The sequence below is a fragment of the Exiguobacterium sp. AB2 genome (assembly GCF_000696055.1).
GTDB lineage: Bacteria > Bacillota > Bacilli > Exiguobacteriales > Exiguobacteriaceae > Exiguobacterium > Exiguobacterium alkaliphilum.
The window spans coordinates 1-23,185 of sequence record NZ_JNAA01000050.1 but is presented as its reverse complement, the minus strand read 5'-3'; the positions used below and the strand labels follow the sequence as shown (position 1 = coordinate 23,185).

Below are 23,185 nucleotides of genomic sequence, written 5' to 3'. Positions count from 1 at the left end.
CATTTCGGCGCGGGGCAGGGTCGTTATTGTTTGCGAATCCAAACGGCACCGGCCGAGTTGTCTTTCGCTTCGCCGACGACGTCGACGACGAGACCGTACTTAGGCAATTTCTTACCTGCGTCCGGGATGAGCGAGTTGATATACGTGTTGGCGTCATTGAATTGCTTCACGCCAGGTTGTGCTTTGTAGTCGTAGATGCCACGGCTCGGTGAGTTGATATACCATGGGATCGTCTTGTCGAGACTGAACGCCGCGTCCGCGATTTGGTAACGCGTGCTGCCTGCGACCGTGTCTTTGCCGTTCAACTTCCCGATCAATGCTTCTGGATGCGAATCGACGACACCGATGAAGCCTTCGCCAGGATGGATGCCGACCCAGTTGTCTGAGAACGAATCGTCTCCGTACCAGACGACGAGACCTGTGTTGTATTTGACGCCACGGCCGTTCAAGAGACCCGTATCAGCGCCGGCGTGGTTACGCCACTCCAGGTAGTAGTAGTGCGGCTTCTCATCCCAACCGTCCGACTTGACGAAACCGTTCAACTTGACCGCTTCCGCGCCTTCTGCATCGTCAGCGAACAATGTCGCGCCGCCCGATGTGATCGAGACGTTGTCGAGTGCGAAGCCTTCAAGCGCAAGGCCGCCGTCTGTCACGTATTCGAAGACGATCGAGACGTCTTGTCCGGCGAATTGTGACAAGTCGTACGACTTACGAACCCATTCACCGTTCGTCGATTCTGCGTCGTTACCCGTATTGTCGTCACCGTATACGTCGAGGACGACTTCTTTACCGCCGCTAAGCGCTTTGACATAGAGATAGTCATAGTCGTATTCAATCTCAAAGCGTGTATCGAAGGCAAGCTGCCCATCAGCTCCGAGTTTCACGCTCGGGATCGCCAACTCCGTATGCAAGTTGTCGCCTTTCGTCGAGTAGTAGTAATACTTGCCGAACTTCGGCTCGATGCCTTTAACCTTTTTATCTGGCAAGTTGATTTTCACGATGCCAGGGTTTTTCGATTTCGTCACCGATTGGTCGATTTGGGAGACGAAACCTTGTGCGTTAATATCATCGAGTTCGACTTCCGTGATGTTTGCCCAGTTGCCGCCCATCAACTTTTGGAAGTACTCTTTGTTTTGTGGAGAGAAGCTTGTCGGTTCAGTACCGGCAATCTTCCCAGCCCAGCTACCGCCACTCATGATCGACCATGATTGTACCGGTTCGCCTTGACCTGTATATTGCGTATCGTATTCATCCGGAAGGCCGAGGTCGTGACCATATTCGTGCGCGAAGACACCGACTGCGCCGTCTTCTGGTTGAATCGTGTAGTCGAATGCGGCCACTTGACCGCCCCAGTAAGGGACAGCTGCTTCTGTACCGGCGATGCGATACGGGCTGTTGCCGACGACCCAACGGTGTGACCAGACTGCGTCGTCTCCGAGCACGCCGCCACCCGCTTCTTGGCCGGTACCTGCGTGAATGATCATCAAGTGATCGACCAAGCCGTCTGGCTCGTTGAAGTTGCCGTCACCGTCAAGGTCATATAAGTCGTATTCGTCATACTCGGCCAAGTTCATGCCGCTCTTCACAGCCGCGTCTAATGCGTCTTTGACGAGTTGACGCGGTCCTGGTCCTGCATTGTCGTGACCGCCAGTCGGACGGTCGGCACCGTAGTCTTTCGCCGTGCCCGGGACGGTCAACCATTCTGAGACCGTTCCATCGACAGTGTAGCTGCCGCCAGACTGTTCCTCATAATACTGTTTGAACGTCTGGACTTTATCACCATTGAACAGCTCGAACGACTCGTCACCGAACATATACTGCTCATAGTGTTCTTTACTGAAGTTGTCGCTGTACAGATAGCCTTCTTCTTGGACGACGTTGTTGTGTTTGAAGTCGCTATATTCGACGAGTAAGACGAGTACTTTGTCTTCACGGACGGCGCCGTTATAGCCGGTCTGTTTCGCCGGGTCGACTTTCACTTGACCGTCCGGTTTGCCTTTCCGATAGTTCGCTTGTCCCTTTTTCGCCTTGTCGAGGAGACGGTTCGACTCTTTTTCAAACTGGTTATGTATCTTCTCCTTGGCAACGGCCGCCTTGTCATGCAAATCATGCTTATGCGGGTCTTGCGCCGCACCTTGTTTCTTGGCGATGTACGCCTCGACCGCTTTCGTGCGTTCTGAAGCCGACAATCCTTTCTTGATGACGCCACGATTCTCGAGCGCTTTGGCGAGACGTTCCTCATCGATGATGTGATGATCGAACGGGGCGTGTTCGCTAGCCGTCGGTAAGGCTGGCGCGACATTGGTTGGTCCTGCAGCGACCGGGATGGCGCTGACCGTCATCGCTGACGTCAGGACGGCCGCGAGTGTCGTGCGGCGGATGGAACGATTTTTCATCTGTACTGACCTCCTGTGAAAATAATGGGAAATTGTGTGAGCTTAGGGTAAACACTAGACCTGTGTCTGATTAATGTCAATATTCAGAAAATAGAGAACGAAAAAAGAGACTTTCGTCCCATTTGGGCAAAAAGCCCTAAAGGACGTCGGTCTCCATGTCGATATATCCGTAATGCAGTTTTGACGACTTACGGATAAACCTCGTGAAACCGTACTCGTTGAACCATTCGCTCTCGAAGTGCGCCTTGAGGACGATGCGCTTCTTGGCGACACGACGGGCTTCCTGGAGTAGTTCGTCTGAAAGCGGGGCGGTGTTCGCGAGTGAACGTAACGGGTTCAAATGAACCGATTCTGAAATCGTCTTCTCGAACATCGGGTCGAAGTAGACGACGTCAAACGAGTTGTCGGGACATGTCTTCAAATAGGCGAGGGCGTCTGCATGCATAACCTCGATTCGGCGCATCGCTTGATTGATGGCATCCTCTTTCTCGTGCCACAGGCGTAATCCTTCCTTCACGAGCATCGCCGTCACGAACTCACTCTCGAGTCCGGTGACGCGACCGTCTGGTCCGATCGCATGGCTCATGACGATCGAGTCCGAACCGAGGCCGAGCGTACAGTCGAGCACACGGTCGCCGGTTTCGAGCTTGGCGATGTCGACAAGCGGGTCGTGTCCGCCGCGCATGAGTTGCTTGATGCGGAAGACGGAGCTCGAGGGGTGAAAGAAGAACGGTTCGGTCGTCCCGAGCGACGTGAATTCGACGCGCCGTTTATCAAAGACGAGGACGCCTTCCTCATAGTGATTCATCAACGCCTCGATTGATTGTTTTTTCCGCTCCACGAAACGCACACCGTATTGCGATGCGTGGCGTTTGGCCTGTTCACGGACCGAATCTGTCGGTCGCAGGCAGGTCGTGACAATATACATAAAAACGCTCCTTCATGAAAAAGAGACGCAGGTCGCGTCTCACTTTTTCTTGCTGAGTAAATCAGACAACTCGTCGATTAGTGCCTTGTGTGTGGCCAATTCTTTTTTCTTTTCATCGTTCGGATTGATTGGACGTTTCGAGCGGCTTTGGAGCGCTTCGAGCGTCTCATCGATTGACGATTTGAGCGTGTCGCGGTCTTCCGGCTTGAGTGACACTTCCTGCGGGTTTTCACCACTCGCATCGAGTTCGCGCAATCGTGCCATCAATTGTTTCGCCTCGCGGTTCAAATCCGACAACAATCTGTCAATTTGTTCCAATCTTAATTTGATTCCATCTCGTTCTGTAAACATACGTTTCACCTCTTTTAGGGGGTAACCACAAGGGTCTCTTCTTGTTTACTTTACCATATTTTTCGTAAGACGAAACTACCGGGAATATATTCCATTTATTTTGTGGGGAGAAAACAATGTTTCTCTATACCCACTCAAACTTCAGCTGATATACTAACTAGGCTAAAAGGGAGGTGGCCGGATGGGCACAACGAATCATCCACCAAAAGCGCTCAAAGGCGCGATTTTATCGATTACGACGTATTTGGTCTTATCTATATTAAAGGTCGTCTTCGGAATCATTTATAACTCAGAGGCCGTCCTCGCTGACGGATTCAACAACACGACGGACATTATCGCCTCGATCGCCGTCTATATCGGGATTCGGATTGCCGCGTTGCCGCGCGACGCCGAACATAAATATGGGCATGCGAAAATGGAGACGCTCGCCGCGCTCGTCGCGTCACTCATCATGGTCGCTGTCGGGGTGTTCGTCCTATTGAACAGTATCGCGAACTTACTTCGGGGCGAATATGTCGAGCCGAACCCGCTCGCTGCGGTCGTCGCCTTCTTAAGCGCGCTCGTCATGTTCGGCGTGTATGCATACAATACGAACTTGGCCAAAAAAACGCGCTCGCTCGCCTTGAAGGCCGCCGCGAAAGACAATCTCGCCGATGCGATGATTTCGATTGGGGCCACTTTCGGTGTCTTATTCGCTTATTTCAAACTGCCATGGATGGACACGGTGCTCGCCGTCTTAATTGCCGGGATGATTATCCGGACGGCCATTCAAATCTTCTTAGATGCGACCCATCAACTGTCGGACGGGTTCCCCCCGGACCTCGTGGACGAGTACGAGGAGACGATCGGCGAGTTCGAGTCGGTGAAAGAAGTGCGTGAAATCAAAGGTCGCCATCTCGGGAACCACGTCATGCTCGATGTGACGATCGCGGTCGATGGAGAGCTGACGGTCGACGAGGCGCATGACCTTTGCGATGAGATTGAGCGGAAATTCGATGAGCGCCATGCCGTCGATTCGGTTCATATCCACATCGAACCCGCTTGACGTTTCGGTTATCTTTTGCGCTTCATGACGCCGTTCGTATATAATGAGTGTGGAAAGATTACGGAATAACTGTTAAGGAGGGCACGGGATGGACATCGTGCGTCAACCTATTCGTCAAATTGATGAGATTGAATATGAACATTTTCAGAAATATGGGCAGAGCTCATACGGCATTTCAGCCGAGGAGTTGAAAGGGATCTTCGAGGAGATGGGCACAGAGCACGTCTATTCGGCTGATGAACACAGCTATGGAGAAGACTTTTATTTTGACCTTCACGTCGACGGGAACATCGTCGGGAAAGTGCTTTTGCTTAAACTCGCTCGCGTCTATCAGCTCGATTTGATGGTGTTTGACCCATATAAAGATAACGGCTATGCGACGGAAGGGTTACGTCTCGCGCTCGAACAGTCAGAGTTGAAAGAAGGCTATACCGTCCGCGCTGGTATTCCGCCGACGAGCCCGCATCAAGAGGCGATGTGCCGCGTGCTCGAGAAGAACGGGTTCGAGAAACGGAACGGACTCTATTATTTGAACTTTAAGAAACGATATGTAGTAAACCATTAAACTGACGGCGTTCGACGCGTCAGTTTTTTCGTATGGGGGTTTTGAAGATGAGACAAGTGACAATCAACGACATCGCCAAACTTGCCGGCGTCGCCAAGAGTACCGTCTCCCGCTATTTGAACGGGGGGTCGGTCGGGCAGGTGACCCGAGAGAAGATTGAGCGCGTCATTCAAGAGACGAACTATGAACCGAACCAGTTCGCGCAAAGTTTGAAGTCTAAACAGACGAAGATGATCGGTGTCATCGTGCCGCGCCTCGACTCGTATGCCGCTTCAAGGACGATGATGGGTATCGATGAGCGGTTGACCGAACGCGGCTACCAGATGCTCGTCGTGAACACGGCCCAACAGACCGAGCGTGAGATTGAGCAGCTATACAACTTGGCGAAGCAGAAAGTCGCTGGCATCATCTGGCTCGGGACGACGGTGACCGCGCGTCATCTAAGCGCCATCGAGGCCATTCAAATTCCGGTGCTCTTAATCGGTCAAGAACATGCTTCCGTGCATAGCCTCGTCTATCCCGACTTCGATGCGGCGTACGCGCTCGGAAAGCAGTTCATGGATTGGGGGCATCGTAAAGTCATCTATGTAGGTGTCGAGGCGTACGATATCGCCGTCGGCCAAACGAGACGTGACGGTTTCTTAAAGGCGTTCAACGAGGCGGGTGCGGATGTGAAGACGTATACGACGACGTTCAAAATCGACGACGCGATTCCAATCGGGGCACAGATTGGACGTGAACAGGCGGCGTCGCTCGTTGTCTGTGCGACCGATAATATCGCCCTCGGTGTATTGAAAGGGCTCGCCAATAGCGGTAAGGCCGTCCCGAATGACGTCTCGGTGAGCGGATTTGGGGGCTATGATTTCACCGAAGTGTTGCATCCGTCCCTGACGACGGTACACCTTCCATATCGCAGGACGGGAGCGAAAGCGGCTGACATGATTCTCCAGTTGTTAACAGGTGATGTCATCGCAATGAAAACGTTCACAAATTTCGAGATAAAACTGCGCGAAAGCGTTGACATTTTAAATTAAATGGATTACATTTGTGTTGCGGAACCGGTTCCGCAGCATTTTTTATCTTCCTTTGGAACCGGTTCGATAAATGAATGATGACAGAAGGATTATGGAGGTGGACGGATGAATACCGTACATTGCATTGGTGAACTATTGATTGACTGGGTGTGCGAGGACGCGTCGAGCGACCTCGTCAACGGCACGACTTTCGTCAAAAAAGCGGGCGGTGCGCCGGCGAACGTGGCGGCCGTCGTCAGTAAGCACGGGGGCGCATCGAGCTTCCTCGGACAAGTCGGGGCGGACCCGTTCGGACAGTTCTTGAAAGAGACGCTCCAAACGAACGGTGTCGGCACGGACAATTTGGTCGAAGCAGGCGACACGACGTTCGCGTTCGTCTCGATTCAAGCGGACGGGGAGCGTGACTTCACGTTCCGACGCGGCAGTGACGGCGATTATGCGTTCGACGCGATCGACTTATCTCAGTTCAAGTCAGGGGATATCGTCCATTTCGGTTCGGCGACGGCACTCCTTGACGGTGAATTGAAGAACGCCTACTTCAAGTTGCTGCAATTCGCGAAACGCGATGGGCTGTTCGTTTCGTTCGACCCGAACTATCGCGACGCACTCGTGACGGACCTCGAGGCGTTCAAACTAGACTCGCTCCACTTCATCGCCGAGGCCGACTTCGTCAAATTGAGCGAAGAAGAAGCGCACTTGTTGACCGGAGCCGAGACGCTCGACGAGGCGGTCGACGCACTGCTCAAACTCGGCGCAAGCCGTGTCGCCATCACGCTCGGTTCACGCGGCACGTTGATTGCGACGAGTCAGACACGTGACATCATCCCGTCGGTGGAAATTGAAAGCGTTGACTCGACGGGTGCCGGTGACGCATTCGTCGGCGCGTACTTGTATCGTCTCGCCACGCTCGGCGTCGATGATATGCGTTTACAGAAGGATATCGAATATGCGAACGTGACCGGCGCCTTGACATGCACCGCTTACGGCGCGATTCCAGCCATACCATCACCACAACGTGTTCAACAACTGTTAGGAGGGAAACCTGAATGAACTACAGACAAGAAGCAGAAGCGATTTTAGAGGCGCTCGGCGGAAAAGACAACGTCGCCGCGGCGGCCCACTGTGCCACCCGGCTCCGTCTCGTCTTGAACGATGAGTCGAAAGTTGATGAGAAGAAGCTTGACGCGTTAGACGTCGTCAAAGGGACGTTCTCGACGGGCGGACAGTATCAAATCATCATCGGGACAGGAACGGTCAATAAAATCTACGCCGAGTTTACCCAATTGACAGGACTCGGCGACATGTCGACGAGCGACGTCAAATCGGCGAGCGCGAAGAAAGGCAACCCGCTCCAACAGTTCGTGAAGATGCTATCTGATATTTTCGTACCGATCATCCCGGCCATCGTCGCCGGTGGTCTCTTGATGGGGATCAATAACTTGCTCACAGCACCGGACTTGTTCTTCGACGGCAGCTCGCTCATCGACCAGTACCCTGGCATCGCCGACCTCGCTGCGATGATCAATACGTTCGCCAACGCCGCCTTCGTCTTCCTGCCCGTCCTAATCGGATTCTCCGCGGCCAAGCGGTTCGGGGGCAACCCGTATCTCGGTGCCGCGCTCGGGATGATCATGGTTCACCCGGATCTCGTCAACGCCTACGCGCAAGCGACAGTCGGCGATATCCCGGTCTGGAACATCCTTGGATTTGAAATCGAGAAGCTCGGTTACCAAGGTCAAGTGTTACCGGTACTCGTATCGGCTTATATCTTATCGAAGCTTGAAATCAACATTCGTAAATTTATGCCGGCCTCACTCGACATCCTGCTCACACCGCTTCTCTCGCTCCTCTTTACAGCGTTCATCACGTTCGCCTTTGTCGGACCAATCACGCGTGAAGCAGGGAACTTGATTATCGATGGTCTCGTTTGGACTTACGACTCACTCGGCTTCTTCGGCGGTCTCGTCATGGGTCTCTTGTACGCACCGATCGTCATCACAGGGATGCACCACAGCTTCATCGCCATCGAGACGCAACTTCTCGCCGATATCGCACGGACGGGCGGGTCGTTCATCTTCCCGATCGCCGCGATGTCAAACGTCGCCCAAGGTGCGGCTACCCTCGCGGTCTTCTTCTTGACACGTGAGAAGAAAATGAAAGGTGTCGCTTCGGCGTCAGGTATCTCGGCACTTCTAGGGATCACCGAACCAGCCATGTTCGGGGTCAACTTGAAACTCCGCTACCCGTTCATCGCCGCCATCATCGGTTCAGGGATCGCCTCGGCGTTCATCGTCGGTCGTGAAGTCCTCGCTGTTGCACTCGGTGCGGCTGGTCTTCCGGGGATCATCTCGATCGCACCGGCATCAATCGTATCGTATATCATCGGCATGGCGATCTCGTTCGCTGTCGCCTTCAGCTTGACGTTCGTCCTCGCGAAGCGCCAGGCGAAAAAAGACGCGGTCAAACAAGCCGCATAAAACAAAGGAGTGATTTGAATGACTTGGACGAAGGCGGAACGTTATCGTTCGCTGCGTGACGTGAGTGCCCTCGACATGGAGACACTCCGCACGAAAACGGCGGCCTCGCCTTGGCGGTTCGGCTATCATATCCAACCGCCGACAGGCCTCCTCAATGACCCAAACGGTTTTACGTACTTTAACGGGGAATATCACATGTTCTATCAGTGGTTCCCGCTCGGACCGGTACACGGTCTGAAACATTGGTATCACGTCACATCGACGGACCTCGTCACGTGGACCGATCGCGGGGTGGCGTTAGTCCCGGAGACGACCGAAGACTCGCATGGCGCCTATTCTGGCAGCGGCTTTGTCGCTGACGGTGAACTCCACGTCATGTATACGGGTAACCACCGGACGGACGACTGGACGCGTCACGCCTCGCAACTGATCGGCGTGTTACGCGACGGGAAAATCGAACGACGGAACGTCGCCATCCCGGACGTCCCGGCTGGCTACACGGAGCATTTCCGTGACCCGAAAGTATGGCTTGAGAACGGGTTCTACTATGCGATCGTCGGCGCCCAGCGTGAGAACGAGACCGGATGTGTCGTCTTGTACCGTTCGAGCGACTTGAACGACTGGACGTTCCTCGGAGAAGTGAAGACGGGTCTCGACCCGTTCGGTTATATGTGGGAATGTCCGGACGTGTTCGAACTGAACGGTCAGCACGTCCTCGTCTTCTCACCACAAGGCATCGAGCCAGACGGTCATCGCTATCACAACATTTATCAATCGGGGTTCGTCATCGGCAAGCTAGACCTCGAGACGTTGACGTTTGAGCACGGTGTGTTCGAAGAACTCGATTTCGGGTTCGACTTCTATGCTCCGCAGACGACCGAACATGAAGGACGTCGCTTACTCGTCGGTTGGATGGGCTTGCCGGAGATCGACTATCCGACGGACCGGTTCGGTTGGGCACACGCCTTGACGCTACCGCGCGAACTATCGATTGAGGACGGTATGCTCAAGCAACGTCCCGTGCAAGCGATGACAAAGTTACGCCAATCCGAATTCGTCAACGTCTCCGGGACTGCGGTGGGTGCTTCGACACCTAACCGTTACGAACTCGAACTGACGACGGATGGGTCGGACTTCACGCTCGAACTGCTTCAAGTCGGAGATGAGTCGCTCGTCATCCGGTACGACGCGTCGACTCGTGAGTTGACAATCGACCGGACGAACGCCGGTGAGCCGTTCGCGACCGAATTTGGCACGACGCGTACGAACGTGATGGACGTCACGTCCCTCCATCTTTTCGTCGATTCGTCGAGCGTCGAATGTTTCGTCAATGACGGTGAAGCCGTCGCCACGCTCCGCGTGTTCCCGAGCGAGCTCGACAAACAGTTGCGCTATGAAGGGGCGACTGCGAGCTTGATTGGTTGGACGTACGAATAATTAAGCTGAGCTTCGGCTCGGCTTTTTTGTTGTTCCGAAATGTAACGATTTCACGTTTTGCTTATGCTACTGTAAAAATAGGTAATCAATTGCATAAATAATGGAGAGTGATGCTCTGATGTGGATTATATTTGGTTTACTGGCAATTGGTGTGACGTTATTCAACTTGTACACCTTCAGCGTGGGGAAAGACTACAGGCTACCGATGGCGGTCGCATTGTCTTTGACTGCATTGACGGTATGCGCAGACTACAGCCATTTGGCGGTTTGGGTCGAAGCAGAAGACTGGGCGGCGTTGGCAGACGTCATTCCAGGCATGGGGCGAGCGTGGTGGGTTCTGACGAGCATCTCAATCGGACTGAACGTGCTACCAATCTTTTTAGAACGGGCTAAGGAGAAGCAGAAGTCAAAAGCTTAAAGTGATATTAATGAAACGTTCTGTACACGTTTTGCGTATGTAAAATGATCAGACAGATAGGAGGTCGAATATGATGGGTAGACTGTTGAATTTCATTAATGAAGTGAGAAAAATTACGCTACCGTATGGGTATGGCAGAGAAAGATTCAAGGCAGTTGAAGCTGAAGAGATGAATCATGTGAAAGTCGCTGAATCGGTGGAAGGGACCCGATTCAACGACCAGTTCCTCGTCGAATACAATCGACTGCAGGACATCAAGGTGTTCGCGGATATGCTTCGCAACGCGGACGAGTTGATGGACACGACAGTTCAGCGTGAACCGGATTTCGATCTCGAGATTCACTATAAAGCCGATGCTGTGGAACGCTATCAACTTTGGCTCGGGCGTAACGGGACACCGAGTGTCCTTTCGAACGTCAGCGAGTCACACCGCCTCTATCAAGTGGAGGCCGACATCACGGGCCGCTTAATTGTGACGCTACAGGTGGACGCCTAACCTAGCATGGTCCTTGAAACTAGTTTTACGTATTGAAAGTCGACAACTTAAGGAGGTGAAGTCAGATGAAACGTAAGGGGAAATGGATAACGGGGATTGCCGCTTTGACCGTCGGCTTACTCGGAGGATGTGACACGAATGAGCTCATCGCAGAAGATGTCACAGAAGTGAGAATTGCCGAGTCGGTCGACTTCGGGCGGTTCCACGAACACGATGTCATCACGTATAACGAGCTCGCAGACGTCAAAGTATTCGCGGGCATGATTCGCAATGCGGAACAACAACCTGGCATCGTGAATATGGCAACGCCTGAATATGATGTGGAAGTCCAGTATCAAGACGAGACGGTGGACCGCTATTACGTCTGGCTCGGCGAGTTAGGCATGCCGACGAGCATTATGGATGTGAACGATACGCATACGGTGTATCTCGTTCCGGCAGACGTGACGGACGAGCTGATTCGACTGCTGGAGCATGAGTGAACAGGGGATGGATGGTGAAGCTTTCAATGAAACGAATCGTAGCGCCCGTATTGGTAGTGTTCATGTTGACGGGTTGTGGCTCGAACGATTTTCGGACGGACAGAATTAAAGCGGTGACCGTCTCGGAATCGGATGGGTTTTATCGTTTCCAAACGGGTGACTTCATCACGTTTGACGAACCGAAAGCGATTCAAGTATTCGAAGATATGCTTCGTGAGGCAGAGAGAATTCCGGGGATCGCCAACGTGGTCGGACCGGAATACGATCTCGAAGTCCTCTTCGAAAATGAAGAGACTGACCGCTATTACCTCTGGCTTAATGAATCGGACGGTGAGAGCAGCCTTTACGATGCTGACGATACAGACACGGCTCACCTCATTCCGGCAGACGTGACCAATCGACTGATCGAATTACTCGAAGCAGACTAAAAAAGACACCTAGATTGGTGCCTTACGAGTTTAAGCGGATAAAGCGCTCGATTTGCTGCTCGCTCTTTCGCGCCTGGCGACCAATCCAAATGAGATGGCCCGGACTGTTCAAAATCGTGAGCTGTGCATGCGGGATGAGCCGTTTGGCGTGATGGGCGTGTCGCACCGGCACCGCTTTGTCATTCTTTGAATGGACGATATACGTCGGACACGTCACACCGAGCAGCGCCTCGTCCGGGACACGTTGACGTAGGTCGAACTGGGCCCCGAGCCCGAACGCCATCTGACTGGCGACACGTTTCAATAGGAAGATGTCGTACGGTGTCACTTCATCGCGAATCGCATCTAACGCGAGCAGGCTCGTCGACTGAATCATGCGGGCCGTCGCCTCGAACGGCTGTTTTTGAATCGCGCGGAAGACGAACTGTTTCATCGTGAACTGGGCGGCGATGAAGAGCGGCTGGGCGAGATTTCGACTGATGTAGCGACGATAAGGGAAGTCGACCTCACTTGTCACGGCGGCAGCGAGCGTCAGACTGAGGGCCCGGTCGTTTCGTGAGGCGAGCTCGATCGAAGTCGGACCACCAGCGGAGATGCCGTACACGTGATAGGACTCGATGTTCATGACGTGCATGAGTTGGCGCAAGTTCTCGGCGAACGCTTGCGGAGTCGCCGAAAATGAGTACGGAGTCTCACCGTAACCGGGTCGGGATGGGACAATGACCCGGAAACCAGACAAGACGAGCCGGTCTACATGGTACGGTTCGAAACTCGATGATTGGGTACCATGAATCAAGACGACGACAGGACCGTGACCACGGTCGATGTATTCGATTTTCGTGCCGTTGATGTGAGCGTAGTGTTTCACAGCGACGATTGCCTCCTTAAACGAAATGTAATGGAAAATAACTTTATCTCATGGAAATAACATGATAATGTCTCTTTATACATATTATATACAGAAGTGAAAGGGGAACATACCGTGAACAACCGAGAGCGGTTACTTGAAGTAAGACGGTTCTTCGAACGCCATACGGACGACAATCATCCGAAGACGTTAGAGGACCTGCTTGCTTACTTATCTACAATTGGTGATACTTCTAAGTTAGCAAAAAAATCCGTGAAAGACGACATCCAAGCATTGACCGATTCGGGGTTCGAGGTGCAGGATGAGCTCGAGAAGAACGGTCTTGCCAAAAAATATTGGCATTCGGCCCGCCTCTTCGAGAGCCATGAACTGCGGATGATGGTCGATGCGATCGTCGCCGCGAAGTTCATCTCGGAAGACGTGACCGAGCAAATCGTCGACAAGCTCCGCAATTTGACGAGCATCCCGGAAGCGGAGACGCTCCAATCCATCATCAAGACGCCGAAGAAGAAAGTGAACTATATTCCATACCATATCGACCGGATTCAACGGGCGATTCAAGAACAAAAAGCCATCTCGTTCCAATATACGGACGTCGTCGGATTCGACGTCGCCAAGCGGACATTCCCGCTCCGACGTGACGGCGAACGCTACGTCGTCAACCCGATCGACTTGCATTGGAATCACGAGCAGTATTACTTGATAGGCATCGACGAATCGATTGGGGAGATTCGCAACTACCGGGTCGACCGTATCGTCAACTCGGAGATCGTCGAGGACGACTCGCCGCGTCAAAAGCATCACTTGCCGGATGACTATTTCCAAAAGTCGTTCAATATGTACAACGGGCTCGACGAAGAAGTCGTCCTGGCCGTTGACGAACGGGTGCTCCCGGTCATCTTCGACAAATTAGGTGAAGACGTATCGATCACGGAGACGAATGGTCGTTTCCACATCCGTTTCGATGCGGCCGTCTCCGACGGATTCGTCTTCTGGCTCTTGTCACTCGGCAATCAAGTCGAGGTGATTGAACCGTTGACGCTCCGGGACCATATGCGTCAGACGATCGAATCGATGGCAGGCCGATACTCGAAGGCGAGCATTCATTGAAACGCTTGATTTGAAGTTATGATATACTGCTTGCGACACTTGTAGAAAGGGGACAGGCGGATGTTGAACTGGATGCCATTAATCATTCCGATTGTCGCTGTCATTTTTGTCGCTGTCGTCGCGAGGCGCGCCATGAAAATGGACCAAGAGAAATAAATTGAGGACATCCTTCTCGCTTTGAGGAGGGTGTCTTTTCAAAGAGAAAGGAGGAATACAATGGATACGATCACACATACGCTGTTCGGGCTCACGTTATATGGGGCGGCAGATAAACGCGAGCTCCAGAAAAACGAGAAACGCGCGTTGCTCGTGACGACGCTCGTCGGGAGTCAAATCCCGGATGCGGACGTCATCTCTCGGCTTTGGGACACCGAAGGGATGTATCAGATGTGGCATCGCGGCATCACGCACTCGATTTTCCTCGTCCCGCTATTCGCGCTACTCATCTACTGGCTCGTCCGCGTTCTCTTTAAAGTAACCGACATGCGTTATTTTTACTGGGCGATGCTGTCCGTGTTCATTCATAACACGGCCGACGTGTTCAACGCCTGGGGGACAGGTTACTTCGAACCGTTCTCGGACGCGCGGCTCACGTTCGGCGTCATTCCAATCGTCGATTTTGTCTATTGGGGTATCTTCCTCGTCGCATGGCTCGTGGCGCGCCGCCAGAACGTTAGGCACACGGTATATCGCTATGCCTGGGCCGCCATCCTCGTCCACGTCTTGATTCAAGGCGCGCAAGGTGCCTATTTGTATCAGTCGTACGCTGCCGAGCACGATGAGGTCGCGTTGTCGGCGTCGTTCATCCCGACGCAATTCACGGTCGTCACGAAGACCGGAGATGCGGTCTCGATTTTCAGTGATTCCGTCTATCAATCGTCTGAACTTCAATACGAATTGACGAGTGCGGACGATGCCGATTTGTCACCGCTCTTTGATGAGAATAAAGAGGCGCTCACGCTAAAACAATGGTCGCCGTTCGTTGTCGTTGTCGAGGAGGACGAGCGACTCGGTCTATTCGATCCGCGTTTCTTTGACGGCGAGTCGTCATTCCTTTACGAATACATCGAATTGTAGGTGAATCGATGCGACACCTCCGTTACTTATTCATCTTCGGCTACGAACAGGCACTCAGTTGCCTCTTCGCGGTCGCCATCTTCAGCGCACTCGCGTTGACGAAATGGATCGACTTTCCGATTCCACGTTACGACGTCCTCTTCATCTGGTGTCTGTTCGTCCAAGTCGTGCTCGTCAAGACCGGGCTCGAGACGGTGGAAGAACTGAAAGTGATCAGTTGGTTCCACGTCATCGGGCTCGGGCTCGAGCTGTTCAAAGTCCAGATGGGGTCGTGGAGCTATCCGGACGAGGCGGTGACGAAAGTTTTGGGCGTCCCGCTCTATGCCGGCTTCATGTATGCGAGCGTCGGCAGTTACGTCGTCCAGTCATGGCGCCGCCTCGATTTGGAATTTCTTAAGATGCCACCACCGCTCATCGCGTTCGGCCTCGGAATCGCCATCTACTTCAACTTCTTTTGGCACCACATTTGGCTCGATTTGCGCTGGGTGTTGATCGGGCTCGTCTTTCTCGTCTTTGGCAGGGCCATCGTCACGTATCGGCTCGACGACCGCCGATTCACGATGCCCGTCGTCGTCGCTTTCTTTTTAATCGCCTGCTTTATCTGGTTTGCGGAAAATATCGTCACTTTCTATAACGGTTGGGCGTATCCAAACCAATTGAGCGGTTGGGCGCTCGTCGACCTCGGTAAACTGTCGTCTTGGTTCTTGCTCGTCATCATTAGCATCTTGCTCGTGGCGTGGCAGAAGGGACGGATGAAGGCACATACATAAAACCACTCGTTCTAACGTTTGAACGAGTGGTTTTGTATGAAGTTTGAAACGATTGTCGAGACGGGCTCGTTGCTGCTCGTATGGTGAGTAGCGATGATGACGATCCCGGATATTTCGTACGGTCCGGGTATCGAGTATGTATGTACGGGAACGCTGACACGCGAAATAAAAAAACTTGTCGACTATGAGATTCGTTCTCTTGATGGGGATGTCCTCTTTTCAACATACTGAAGTATTCCTGTATCCGGGAATGCTTTTTTATTGGCCAAGAAGACGGATCTTCATCGATTGGTTATAGGGTATCATAATTTAAAAGGTTTAATATTTAGAATATTGTTTTTATTCACATAACTAATATGCTAAACTAACAAAAACTACATATGGATAATATTAACTTTAGTAGAATGAGTATGTTTTGAAAGGGAGTCGACACGATGAATTGGATCGCCCGAAAATCATCCCAATTTCTCATCACATGTATCGTTTTGGTTGGGATTAGTGCCTTGCCGTCTTTAGTTGGACAACTCGAGTTTGTGCCCTCGAACTACTGGGGTGGTCTGCAACAACAATTTAGTCAGTTAACGAAACTGGATGAGATTACCTATTTCAACGTCACGGCGCAACGAGAGTTACCGTTGTTACCAGCGATTGGACCGCTTATGAAGGAGACCGTCATCATCTTCATGACGTCGTTGGTCGTCGCGGTTGGATTTGCTCTCGTGTATGCGTACTTCTTTTATCGGAGCGGGAGACGCGTGCGCACCGTCCTAAGACAGACAAGTGAGACGCTCGAGATGGTACCGGATTTGTTTTGGCTCATCTTCACTCAATTCCTCGCTATCACTCTCTACAAGAAGGCCGGGTTCGATCGCATCGAGGTCGCGGGCGGATTTGCAGAATACATACGCTTTTTACCGATCGTGACGTTAACGCTCACCATCTTGTTTTTCTTCCTCAAATGGTTGACGAAACACATATTGCAAGAAGAAACGACGCCGTTTCTCGAACTGGCACGAGCGAAGGGTGTCCGACCGGCCGCGTTGTTCTGGAAACACTTGCTCCCGAACTTGGTGTATCGGTTCTACCTCTTTTTCCGCTCGAATTTGATTACGGTATTGTCGAGTCTGTTGATTATCGAGTATTTGTTCAACGTGCAAGGCATCTTCCGGTTCATCGTCTATAATCCTTCCATGCCGATACTACTCGTCATCTTGTTCGTCATCTACATCCCAATCTTTCTCGTGGATGTATTGGCGGAATGGCTCATCCCAGACGCTTGGAAAGGAGGGGTTTGATGCGCCGCGTACTCATCCGTGACCCGATTTTCTTGATCGTCTTCACGATTTTGATGGGTCTACTTTTACTCAGTATCGGGAATACGATTTTTCGCGACGGACAGGTCGACCAGTTCCTGAACCGCTACTCGGAGGAGGGTCGATTGATTGGCATCCCGCCGCTCGAACCGTCGAAAGACCAATGGCTCGGGACGGACCGGGCCGGGAACGACTTGTTCCAGATGATGATTGAAGGGTTCAAGTGGACGGTCGGCATTTGCGCGATTGTTGCGCTCGGACGGATGGCGATTGGTTTGCTCGTCGGAATCCCGCTCGCATTTCGCGGGGCGCGGTTGAACCGATACTTCAAGATTGTGTTGGACGGATTTTTGATTTTACCGATTTCGTTACTAGCGATGATGATGTTGTTCTCGTCATTGATGTTCGCCGACTCGACGATGGTGCCACCGCTCTTGGATCGCGTGACGCTTCAGCTGACGGTCTTCATCCTGCTCGGCTTACCTGCCGTCACGCTCTATTTGATCACAGAGGTGAGGCAACTGCTGAAACAAGAGTTTATGGTCGTCGCCGAGACGTTAGGTGGCAGTGTCTGGCATCGGACGAGGCGACACCTATGGCCGCACCTCGTGCCGACGCTGGTGATCGTCTTCATGCAACAGTTCGTCCAGACGTTGATGTTGTTGATTCATCTCTCTTTGTTCGGCGTCTTTTTCGGAGGGACTGTCTTCTTGTTTGAAGGGGTCATGCCGACGCTATTTGAGTGGTCGTCGATGTTCGGCTATTATTTCAAGCAGTTCACGGCGACGACTTGGATGACGAGTCATATATTCCTCGTTCCGGCCATCGGACTGTCCTTGCTTGTCTTCCTCAGCAACTTGTTGACGAGCCGGCTCGAGCGGGCGTTTCAATTACGACGCCAAGAACCAATCGTCACCGATGAGACAATCTCGCAAGCCGAGGCGGCAGCGGCGTCACTCGACGAACCGTTTATGCTCGTTCATACGGATGAGGCGCTTCGACTCCATCGTAAAAAAGATATGAGCGGATGATATGGTGAAAAAGTGAAGCCGCTGAATCCGTCTAAACGAGGCATTCCTGAGTATAGGAGTGCCTCTTCTTATTGTCTTGAGTCAATTTAAAAAATATAGATATCAGAATAATCAAACAAAAGGATGGTCATTTGGATAAATCTTGCTATACTTAAATCAACTAATAATTACCAAATGACACGTTGGAGGTAAAAATATGGGTGAGTTTGAGTGTGTACAAATGACGCGAAAGTTTAAAGGGGATGGAATCGATACGTATGCGCTGAAGCCAATCAATTTGAAGTTCAAAACAGGTGACTTCGTATCTGTCATCGGACCATCTGGCTCAGGGAAATCGACACTCTTGAGTCTTCTCGGAACGCTCGACGTCCCGACAAGCGGGACGTTATCTTACGACGGACACGAGTTGAGTCGATTGAACGCGAAGGAACTGGCCGACTTTCGTTTCGAGAAGGTCGGATTCATCTTCCAACAGTTCCACCTTATCCCCACATTGACGGCCGTCGAGAACGTGATGGCACCACTCTTCGGTCGTAAGGTCGACTATGACAAAAAGGAGCGGGCCTTGTCGCTACTCGCACGCGTCGGATTACGGGAGAAGGCGGAGTCGTTGCCGTCCCAATTATCTGGGGGACAGCAACAACGTGTCGCGGTCGCACGCGCCCTCATCCATGAGCCGGAATGGCTGCTCGCCGACGAGCCGACCGGGAACCTCGACTCGGAGACGGGCGAGGTCATCTTCGAGCTGTTACGGGAGTTGAACGAGGAGAAAGGGTGCGGCGTCATCTGTGTGACCCACGACCCGAGTATCGCCGAGCGAGCCGACGTCCAGGTCCGCATGAAGGACGGCGCGGTCGTCGAGGTGATCGATACGAGGGTGATGGGACATGCTTAAGTTCATCTGGAACTCGTGGTGGCGCAAGAAGGAGCGGTTCATCCTGCTCCTCGTCGGTGTCTTGATCGTCAGCACCGGGCTGTCGTATCTCGTCGGGCTCACCGAATCGAACAAGGGGACGGTCGTCTCCGAGCTCGAGAAACGATGGAAATCGTCGTATCATATCGTCGTCCGGCCGCCGGGCACGCGGAGCGTGACCGAGGAGCTGAACCTGCTCGAACCGAACTACATGAGCGGACTTCAGGGTGGGATTACACTGGAGCAGTATGAGCAAATCAAACAGATTGACGACATTGAGGTCGCGGCACCGATCGCGATGATCGGGTCGTATGATTATTTCAAAGATGTCGGAGAATTTAAACTGGATCGACCGGTCGTCTATCGTGTCAAGTTCACCGAGAAAACGGACACGGGTGCGAGAGTCGAGTCAGATGAATATTCGACTTACTTCTTAGGGAGATGGCAACCAACGGATGCCGACCCGGGTTATGGTCTAAGTCCGACGATGCCAGGCGATAAATTTACAGCCGGATTTGGTTCGAACTTTATGATAGCAGGGATCGACCCAGAAGCAGAGGCGGCACTTGTCGGATTGGATGCGGCGATGATTGAGAAGGAGGACATCAGTCAATACTTCGAGCAAACTGGTCAAACGAAAGTAGAGAACGGAATTATCCAGATGCCTGTCATCATGAGTACGAAAACGTTTGTAGATTCGACGATGGAGTTCGAGTTAGAAGAGGTTCAACTTCCGTTTGATTCGACTGATACGAGAGAGATTGCATCAAAAGTTCGAGATGCTGGGGGACAAGCCTATCTCGATACGTTAGACGGGAAGGCGCTTGATCAAATCGAGGAAATTTCCTCACTACAGGTACATAAGGCGCTAATCGATACATTCCTAAAGGATGGGAAGCTTGATTTTTCTAATGGAGATCAAGCTTTCAATTTTCTCGCTTTTCGACCTTCGGCACTGAACTATCAAACCGTTAAAAGTCCGTTCGAGGAACGATGGCCGTTCGCCTATCAAGTTAAGCCTTATGAAGTGCCAGAGGATAGTATCTATCCATTTAAACAGATGTATCGTCCTCTGTCTTTATATAGTGAAACGAGTGATGGTTGGCCGAAAGTGAAGCTCAATTATATCGGAGTCTTCGATCCAGAGAAGCTCGACATGGCGCGCGATCCGCTTACCGACCTACCGATGGAGACGTATTTCCCGGCCAAGGCGGACTGGGTCATCGATGCGAATGACGAGCCGATAAACCCGGTCAAGCAGATGAAGCCGGTCAACAATGACCGCGGCTTCCTGACGCGGCCGCCGCTCGTCTTGACGACACTCGAAGCGGCCGCAGCCATCATTGGTGACGAACCGATTTCGGCCATCCGCGTCAACGTGAGCGAGGTCGACGAACTGAACGAGGCGAGCGAGGCGAGGCTCCAGGCCGTTGCGAAGGAAATTGAGGAGAAGACGGGGCTCATCACCGATATCACACTCGGTTCGTCTCCGCAAATGGCGTTGACCTACCTACCTGGCCTGAGGGAAGGGGAGGCGCTCGGATGGGTCCAACAACCATGGGTCCGCTTAGGTTCCTCGTTCACCATCTTCGAGGAGACGAAGATGGGCATGGGCGGCGTCATCGCGAGCGTCATCCTCGTCGCAGTTTTGTACGTGTTCACGTCGAACGTGATCATGCTGTACGCACGAAAGAAAGAGTTTGCTGTGCTCCTCTCGCTCGGCTGGGGACCTCGTCAGCTCTCCAGGCTCCTGTTGATCGAGGCGCTCCTGCTCGGGGGTGTCGTCGCGCTCATCGCCTGGTCGATCTTGGGTGCGTTCCTCCTCGCCGGGGACACGGCGACGACCGGTCTTCGTGTCGTCCTGGTCGGGTTTGGGGGGCTCGGGATTTATGTGCTCGGTTCGCTCGTGCCGATAATGATGATTCGGCGGATCAAACCGTACGAGGCGCTGCGTTCTGGTGCGACGACACGCGGGCTCCGGGTCGTCCGAGCCGAGGGCGTGCTCGGGATGGCGTTCAACCAGCTCGTGACCCAGTGGAAGCGCACGATTTTGACACTCCTCGCCATCGCCGTGCCGACGAGCCTGTTTATGTTCTTCCTGTTCGTCTCGGTCCGCCTGAAGGGCGTCATGTTCACGTCGCTCCTCGGGGAATACGTCGCGCTCGAGGTCGGGACGATGCACTATGTCGCCATGGCCGTGGCACTTCTCATCGCCATCCTGACGACGACCGAGGTCATGTGGCAGAACATCAGTGAGCGTAGGAGTGAGATCGCCATCTTGAAGGCGACAGGGTGGCGATCGGCGAACGTGCGCCGACTCGTGCTCGTCGAAGGGGGATTGCTTGGACTCTTGTCCGGAATACTCGGCCTGGTCGTCGCGGGCGTGCTCGTCTGGAACGTGTATGGGTCGCTCCCGTTAACCGAGCTGCTTTTCCTCATGTCGACACTCTTTTTACCGATTGTGACTGGAGTTTTAGGGGCCTTGCTCCCGGCCCAGATGGCCGTCAACGTCTTGCCGTATCAGGCGATGCGTGGGAACCAGGTGAACACGAGACGGACGGAACGTCGTTTCAAGTGGATCCTTGGAACTATCGGTGGTTCACTCGGTGCCGCTGTCCTGACGTTATTCTTCTTTGCGTTACCAGAAGCGGGCGAACTTAGATCATCTGATGAGGCCAAGCCGAGTATACAAGGAACGACAGGTGAGAAATTAGCAGATCTTCAGGATAAGAAAAATGAGGAGATATCTCATAAGGAAGACGTCACTGTGGTAGAAGACGCCATCCAAGAACGAGGGAAAGCGGCATTCCGTTTGTATGAAGTCACGAACGCAGAACGTGAAGGTGAAGAGATACAAGTTTTTAATCCGGTCAATCCACCAGATGGTATACAGATTTCCACTCCGACATCACGTTTACTTACCATTCCTGTTCAAGTTACAGTAAAGCCAGAAGATGTTCCGGGTCAAGAAGATTTTCCCTTTAGGTTCATGCCTCAACACTATCCTTTACTTGATGGGCAAGGAGATAAATATGAGGTGAAAGATGTAACGATTCTTGAAGAGGGAGGGTGGGATGGCACATCCCAGCTAACCGTCCCGGCAAACGTAAAAGTTCTATTAACCTATGAGATTCCTTCAGAAGTTGAACGCGTTGCATTACTCGTAAACGGAAACTTGTTTGTTGGAGAACATGTATATGTCATCGACTCTGTTTCAATTGATTAATCGTGACATAAGTAAGGAAGGATTTCATCATACGAATATCGAATGGAATGGTGTGAAAAAAGTAATTGTCGCGTATCGTTGAGTGCCAATCATTTATGTTTCAAAAATCATTTAAAAGGAGATTATGAGATGGAATCCAACACTGTGACAGTATCATCTCTCGTTGATGCGCCAATCGATAAAGTATGGCGACTTTGGACAGAACCCGACCATATTAAACAGTGGAATCATGCATCCGAAGATTGGCATACGACGGAAGCAGAGAATGACTTGAGAGCCGGAGGAAAGTTTCGAAGTCGGATGGAGGCCAAAGATAAAAGTATGGGCTTCGATTTTGAAGGTGTATATGAGGAAATTCAAGTCAATCACCTCATTCAATATCGCCTCGAAGACGACCGGAAAGTAACAATTTCATTTGTTTCGGAAGGTGAGCAAACAAAAGTGGTCGAAACGTTTGATGCGGAATCAATGAACCCGCTTGAGATGCAGCGTCAAGGTTGGCAGGCGATTCTTGATAACTTCAAAAAGTACGTGGAAGCAAACTGATTTACGTTCATACAAATTTTGACGAAAGACACGCTATGCACATTTCCCCATGGAAATGTATATAGCGTGTCTCTTTTATTACGATTGGGTCAGTAAAACGACAACTTGAATGGAGGGTTGAAGTGCTGAACATTAAAACGTTCATGTTCTTATTTATTGTTATGTACGTCGTTCTAAGTCTTCCAGTAATGCTAGTAATCGGCTATGTGATTGATTGGGTACCGGAAGCAAGTTTGTCCCAAAAACTTAGAGGATACTTGACACTCCCACGGCC

General features: G+C 52.1%; 22 protein-coding genes. 18 read left to right on the top strand and 4 right to left on the bottom strand.

Features of this window, described 5'->3' with window-relative positions:
• Positions 1-23: 23 nt before the first annotated feature.
• The 3 genes from DI14_RS07620 to DI14_RS07610 form a co-directional block, all read right to left on the bottom strand.
• Positions 24-2,396 carry an immune inhibitor A domain-containing protein gene (locus tag DI14_RS07620; RefSeq protein WP_034807170.1) on the bottom strand — a complete coding sequence of 791 codons (2,373 nt, stop codon included), beginning with the start codon at positions 2,394-2,396 and terminating at the stop codon, positions 24-26.
• 136 nt (positions 2,397-2,532) lie between these two features.
• A complete protein-coding gene (locus DI14_RS07615) occupies positions 2,533-3,324 on the bottom strand; it encodes a class I SAM-dependent methyltransferase (RefSeq protein ID WP_034807169.1) in 792 nt (263 codons plus the stop codon).
• A gap of 39 nt (positions 3,325-3,363) precedes the next feature.
• Positions 3,364-3,675, bottom strand: a complete 312-nt coding sequence (locus tag DI14_RS07610; RefSeq protein WP_034807168.1) for a hypothetical protein — start codon at positions 3,673-3,675, stop codon at positions 3,364-3,366.
• A gap of 181 nt (positions 3,676-3,856) precedes the next feature.
• On the opposite strand from DI14_RS07610, the gene DI14_RS07605 reads away from it, so the two are divergent.
• The 10 genes from DI14_RS07605 to DI14_RS07560 all read left to right on the top strand — a co-directional run bounded on the left by DI14_RS07605 (position 3,857) and on the right by DI14_RS07560 (position 12,057).
• Positions 3,857-4,720 (top strand): cation diffusion facilitator family transporter, encoded by an 864-nt coding sequence (locus DI14_RS07605; RefSeq protein WP_034807166.1) that lies wholly within the window; start codon positions 3,857-3,859, stop codon positions 4,718-4,720.
• An 88-nt stretch (positions 4,721-4,808) separates the two neighbouring features.
• Positions 4,809-5,285, top strand: a complete 477-nt coding sequence (locus DI14_RS07600) for a GNAT family N-acetyltransferase (protein ID WP_034807164.1) — start codon at positions 4,809-4,811, stop codon at positions 5,283-5,285.
• A 47-nt stretch (positions 5,286-5,332) separates the two neighbouring features.
• Positions 5,333-6,319, top strand: a complete 987-nt coding sequence (locus DI14_RS07595) for a LacI family DNA-binding transcriptional regulator (protein WP_034807162.1) — start codon at positions 5,333-5,335, stop codon at positions 6,317-6,319.
• Positions 6,320-6,424: 105 nt separating this feature from the next.
• Positions 6,425-7,369 carry a carbohydrate kinase gene (locus DI14_RS07590; RefSeq protein ID WP_034807160.1) on the top strand — a complete coding sequence of 315 codons (945 nt, stop codon included), beginning with the start codon at positions 6,425-6,427 and terminating at the stop codon, positions 7,367-7,369.
• Positions 7,366-8,796 (top strand): sucrose-specific PTS transporter subunit IIBC, encoded by a 1,431-nt coding sequence (locus DI14_RS07585; protein WP_034807158.1) that lies wholly within the window; start codon positions 7,366-7,368, stop codon positions 8,794-8,796. Before DI14_RS07590 ends, DI14_RS07585 begins: the two co-directional genes overlap by 4 nt.
• Positions 8,797-8,814: 18 nt before the next feature.
• Positions 8,815-10,233: a sucrose-6-phosphate hydrolase gene (locus tag DI14_RS07580; protein WP_034807156.1), complete on the top strand. Its 1,419-nt coding sequence runs from the start codon at positions 8,815-8,817 to the stop codon at positions 10,231-10,233.
• A 205-nt stretch (positions 10,234-10,438) separates the two neighbouring features.
• Entirely contained in the window at positions 10,439-10,651 is a 213-nt protein-coding gene (locus DI14_RS07575) for a hypothetical protein (protein ID WP_369792705.1), read from the top strand.
• Between the two features lie 73 nt (positions 10,652-10,724).
• Positions 10,725-11,147, top strand: coding sequence for a hypothetical protein (locus DI14_RS07570; protein ID WP_034807152.1), 423 nt, complete (start codon positions 10,725-10,727; stop codon positions 11,145-11,147).
• 65 nt (positions 11,148-11,212) lie between these two features.
• Complete coding sequence (locus DI14_RS07565) at positions 11,213-11,629, top strand: hypothetical protein (RefSeq protein ID WP_034807150.1); 417 nt, start codon at positions 11,213-11,215, stop codon at positions 11,627-11,629.
• A 26-nt stretch (positions 11,630-11,655) separates the two neighbouring features.
• On the top strand, positions 11,656-12,057 hold the full coding sequence (locus DI14_RS07560; RefSeq protein WP_152545884.1) for a hypothetical protein: 402 nt from the start codon (positions 11,656-11,658) through the stop codon (positions 12,055-12,057).
• 22 nt (positions 12,058-12,079) lie between these two features.
• Here the strand turns inward: DI14_RS07560 and DI14_RS07555 are convergent, their stop codons facing one another.
• Positions 12,080-12,925 (bottom strand): alpha/beta fold hydrolase, encoded by an 846-nt coding sequence (locus DI14_RS07555; protein WP_034807147.1) that lies wholly within the window; start codon positions 12,923-12,925, stop codon positions 12,080-12,082.
• A gap of 114 nt (positions 12,926-13,039) precedes the next feature.
• Here DI14_RS07555 and DI14_RS07550 point away from each other — a divergent pair, with 114 nt between their 5' ends.
• The 8 genes from DI14_RS07550 to DI14_RS07515 all read left to right on the top strand — a co-directional run bounded on the left by DI14_RS07550 (position 13,040) and on the right by DI14_RS07515 (position 22,911).
• Positions 13,040-14,035, top strand: coding sequence for a YafY family protein (locus DI14_RS07550; protein WP_034807146.1), 996 nt, complete (start codon positions 13,040-13,042; stop codon positions 14,033-14,035).
• A gap of 216 nt (positions 14,036-14,251) precedes the next feature.
• The gene (locus DI14_RS07545; RefSeq protein WP_034807145.1) at positions 14,252-15,112 is read left to right on the top strand and encodes a metal-dependent hydrolase; all 861 of its coding nucleotides are present in this window, start codon (positions 14,252-14,254) and stop codon (positions 15,110-15,112) included.
• A gap of 8 nt (positions 15,113-15,120) precedes the next feature.
• Positions 15,121-15,882 (top strand): DUF817 domain-containing protein, encoded by a 762-nt coding sequence (locus DI14_RS07540; RefSeq protein WP_051622641.1) that lies wholly within the window; start codon positions 15,121-15,123, stop codon positions 15,880-15,882.
• A 434-nt stretch (positions 15,883-16,316) separates the two neighbouring features.
• Entirely contained in the window at positions 16,317-17,177 is an 861-nt protein-coding gene (locus tag DI14_RS07535; RefSeq protein WP_034807142.1) for an ABC transporter permease subunit, read from the top strand.
• Positions 17,177-18,226 (top strand): ABC transporter permease, encoded by a 1,050-nt coding sequence (locus tag DI14_RS07530; protein WP_034807141.1) that lies wholly within the window; start codon positions 17,177-17,179, stop codon positions 18,224-18,226. Before DI14_RS07535 ends, DI14_RS07530 begins: the two co-directional genes overlap by 1 nt.
• Before the next feature lie 196 nt (positions 18,227-18,422).
• Positions 18,423-19,121 (top strand): ABC transporter ATP-binding protein, encoded by a 699-nt coding sequence (locus DI14_RS07525; protein ID WP_034807140.1) that lies wholly within the window; start codon positions 18,423-18,425, stop codon positions 19,119-19,121.
• Entirely contained in the window at positions 19,114-22,365 is a 3,252-nt protein-coding gene (locus DI14_RS07520) for an ABC transporter permease (protein WP_051622640.1), read from the top strand. The genes DI14_RS07525 and DI14_RS07520 overlap by 8 nt, the downstream gene beginning before the upstream one ends.
• 129 nt (positions 22,366-22,494) lie before the next feature.
• A complete protein-coding gene (locus tag DI14_RS07515) occupies positions 22,495-22,911 on the top strand; it encodes an SRPBCC family protein (RefSeq protein WP_034807139.1) in 417 nt (138 codons plus the stop codon).
• Positions 22,912-23,185 lie beyond the last annotated feature (274 nt).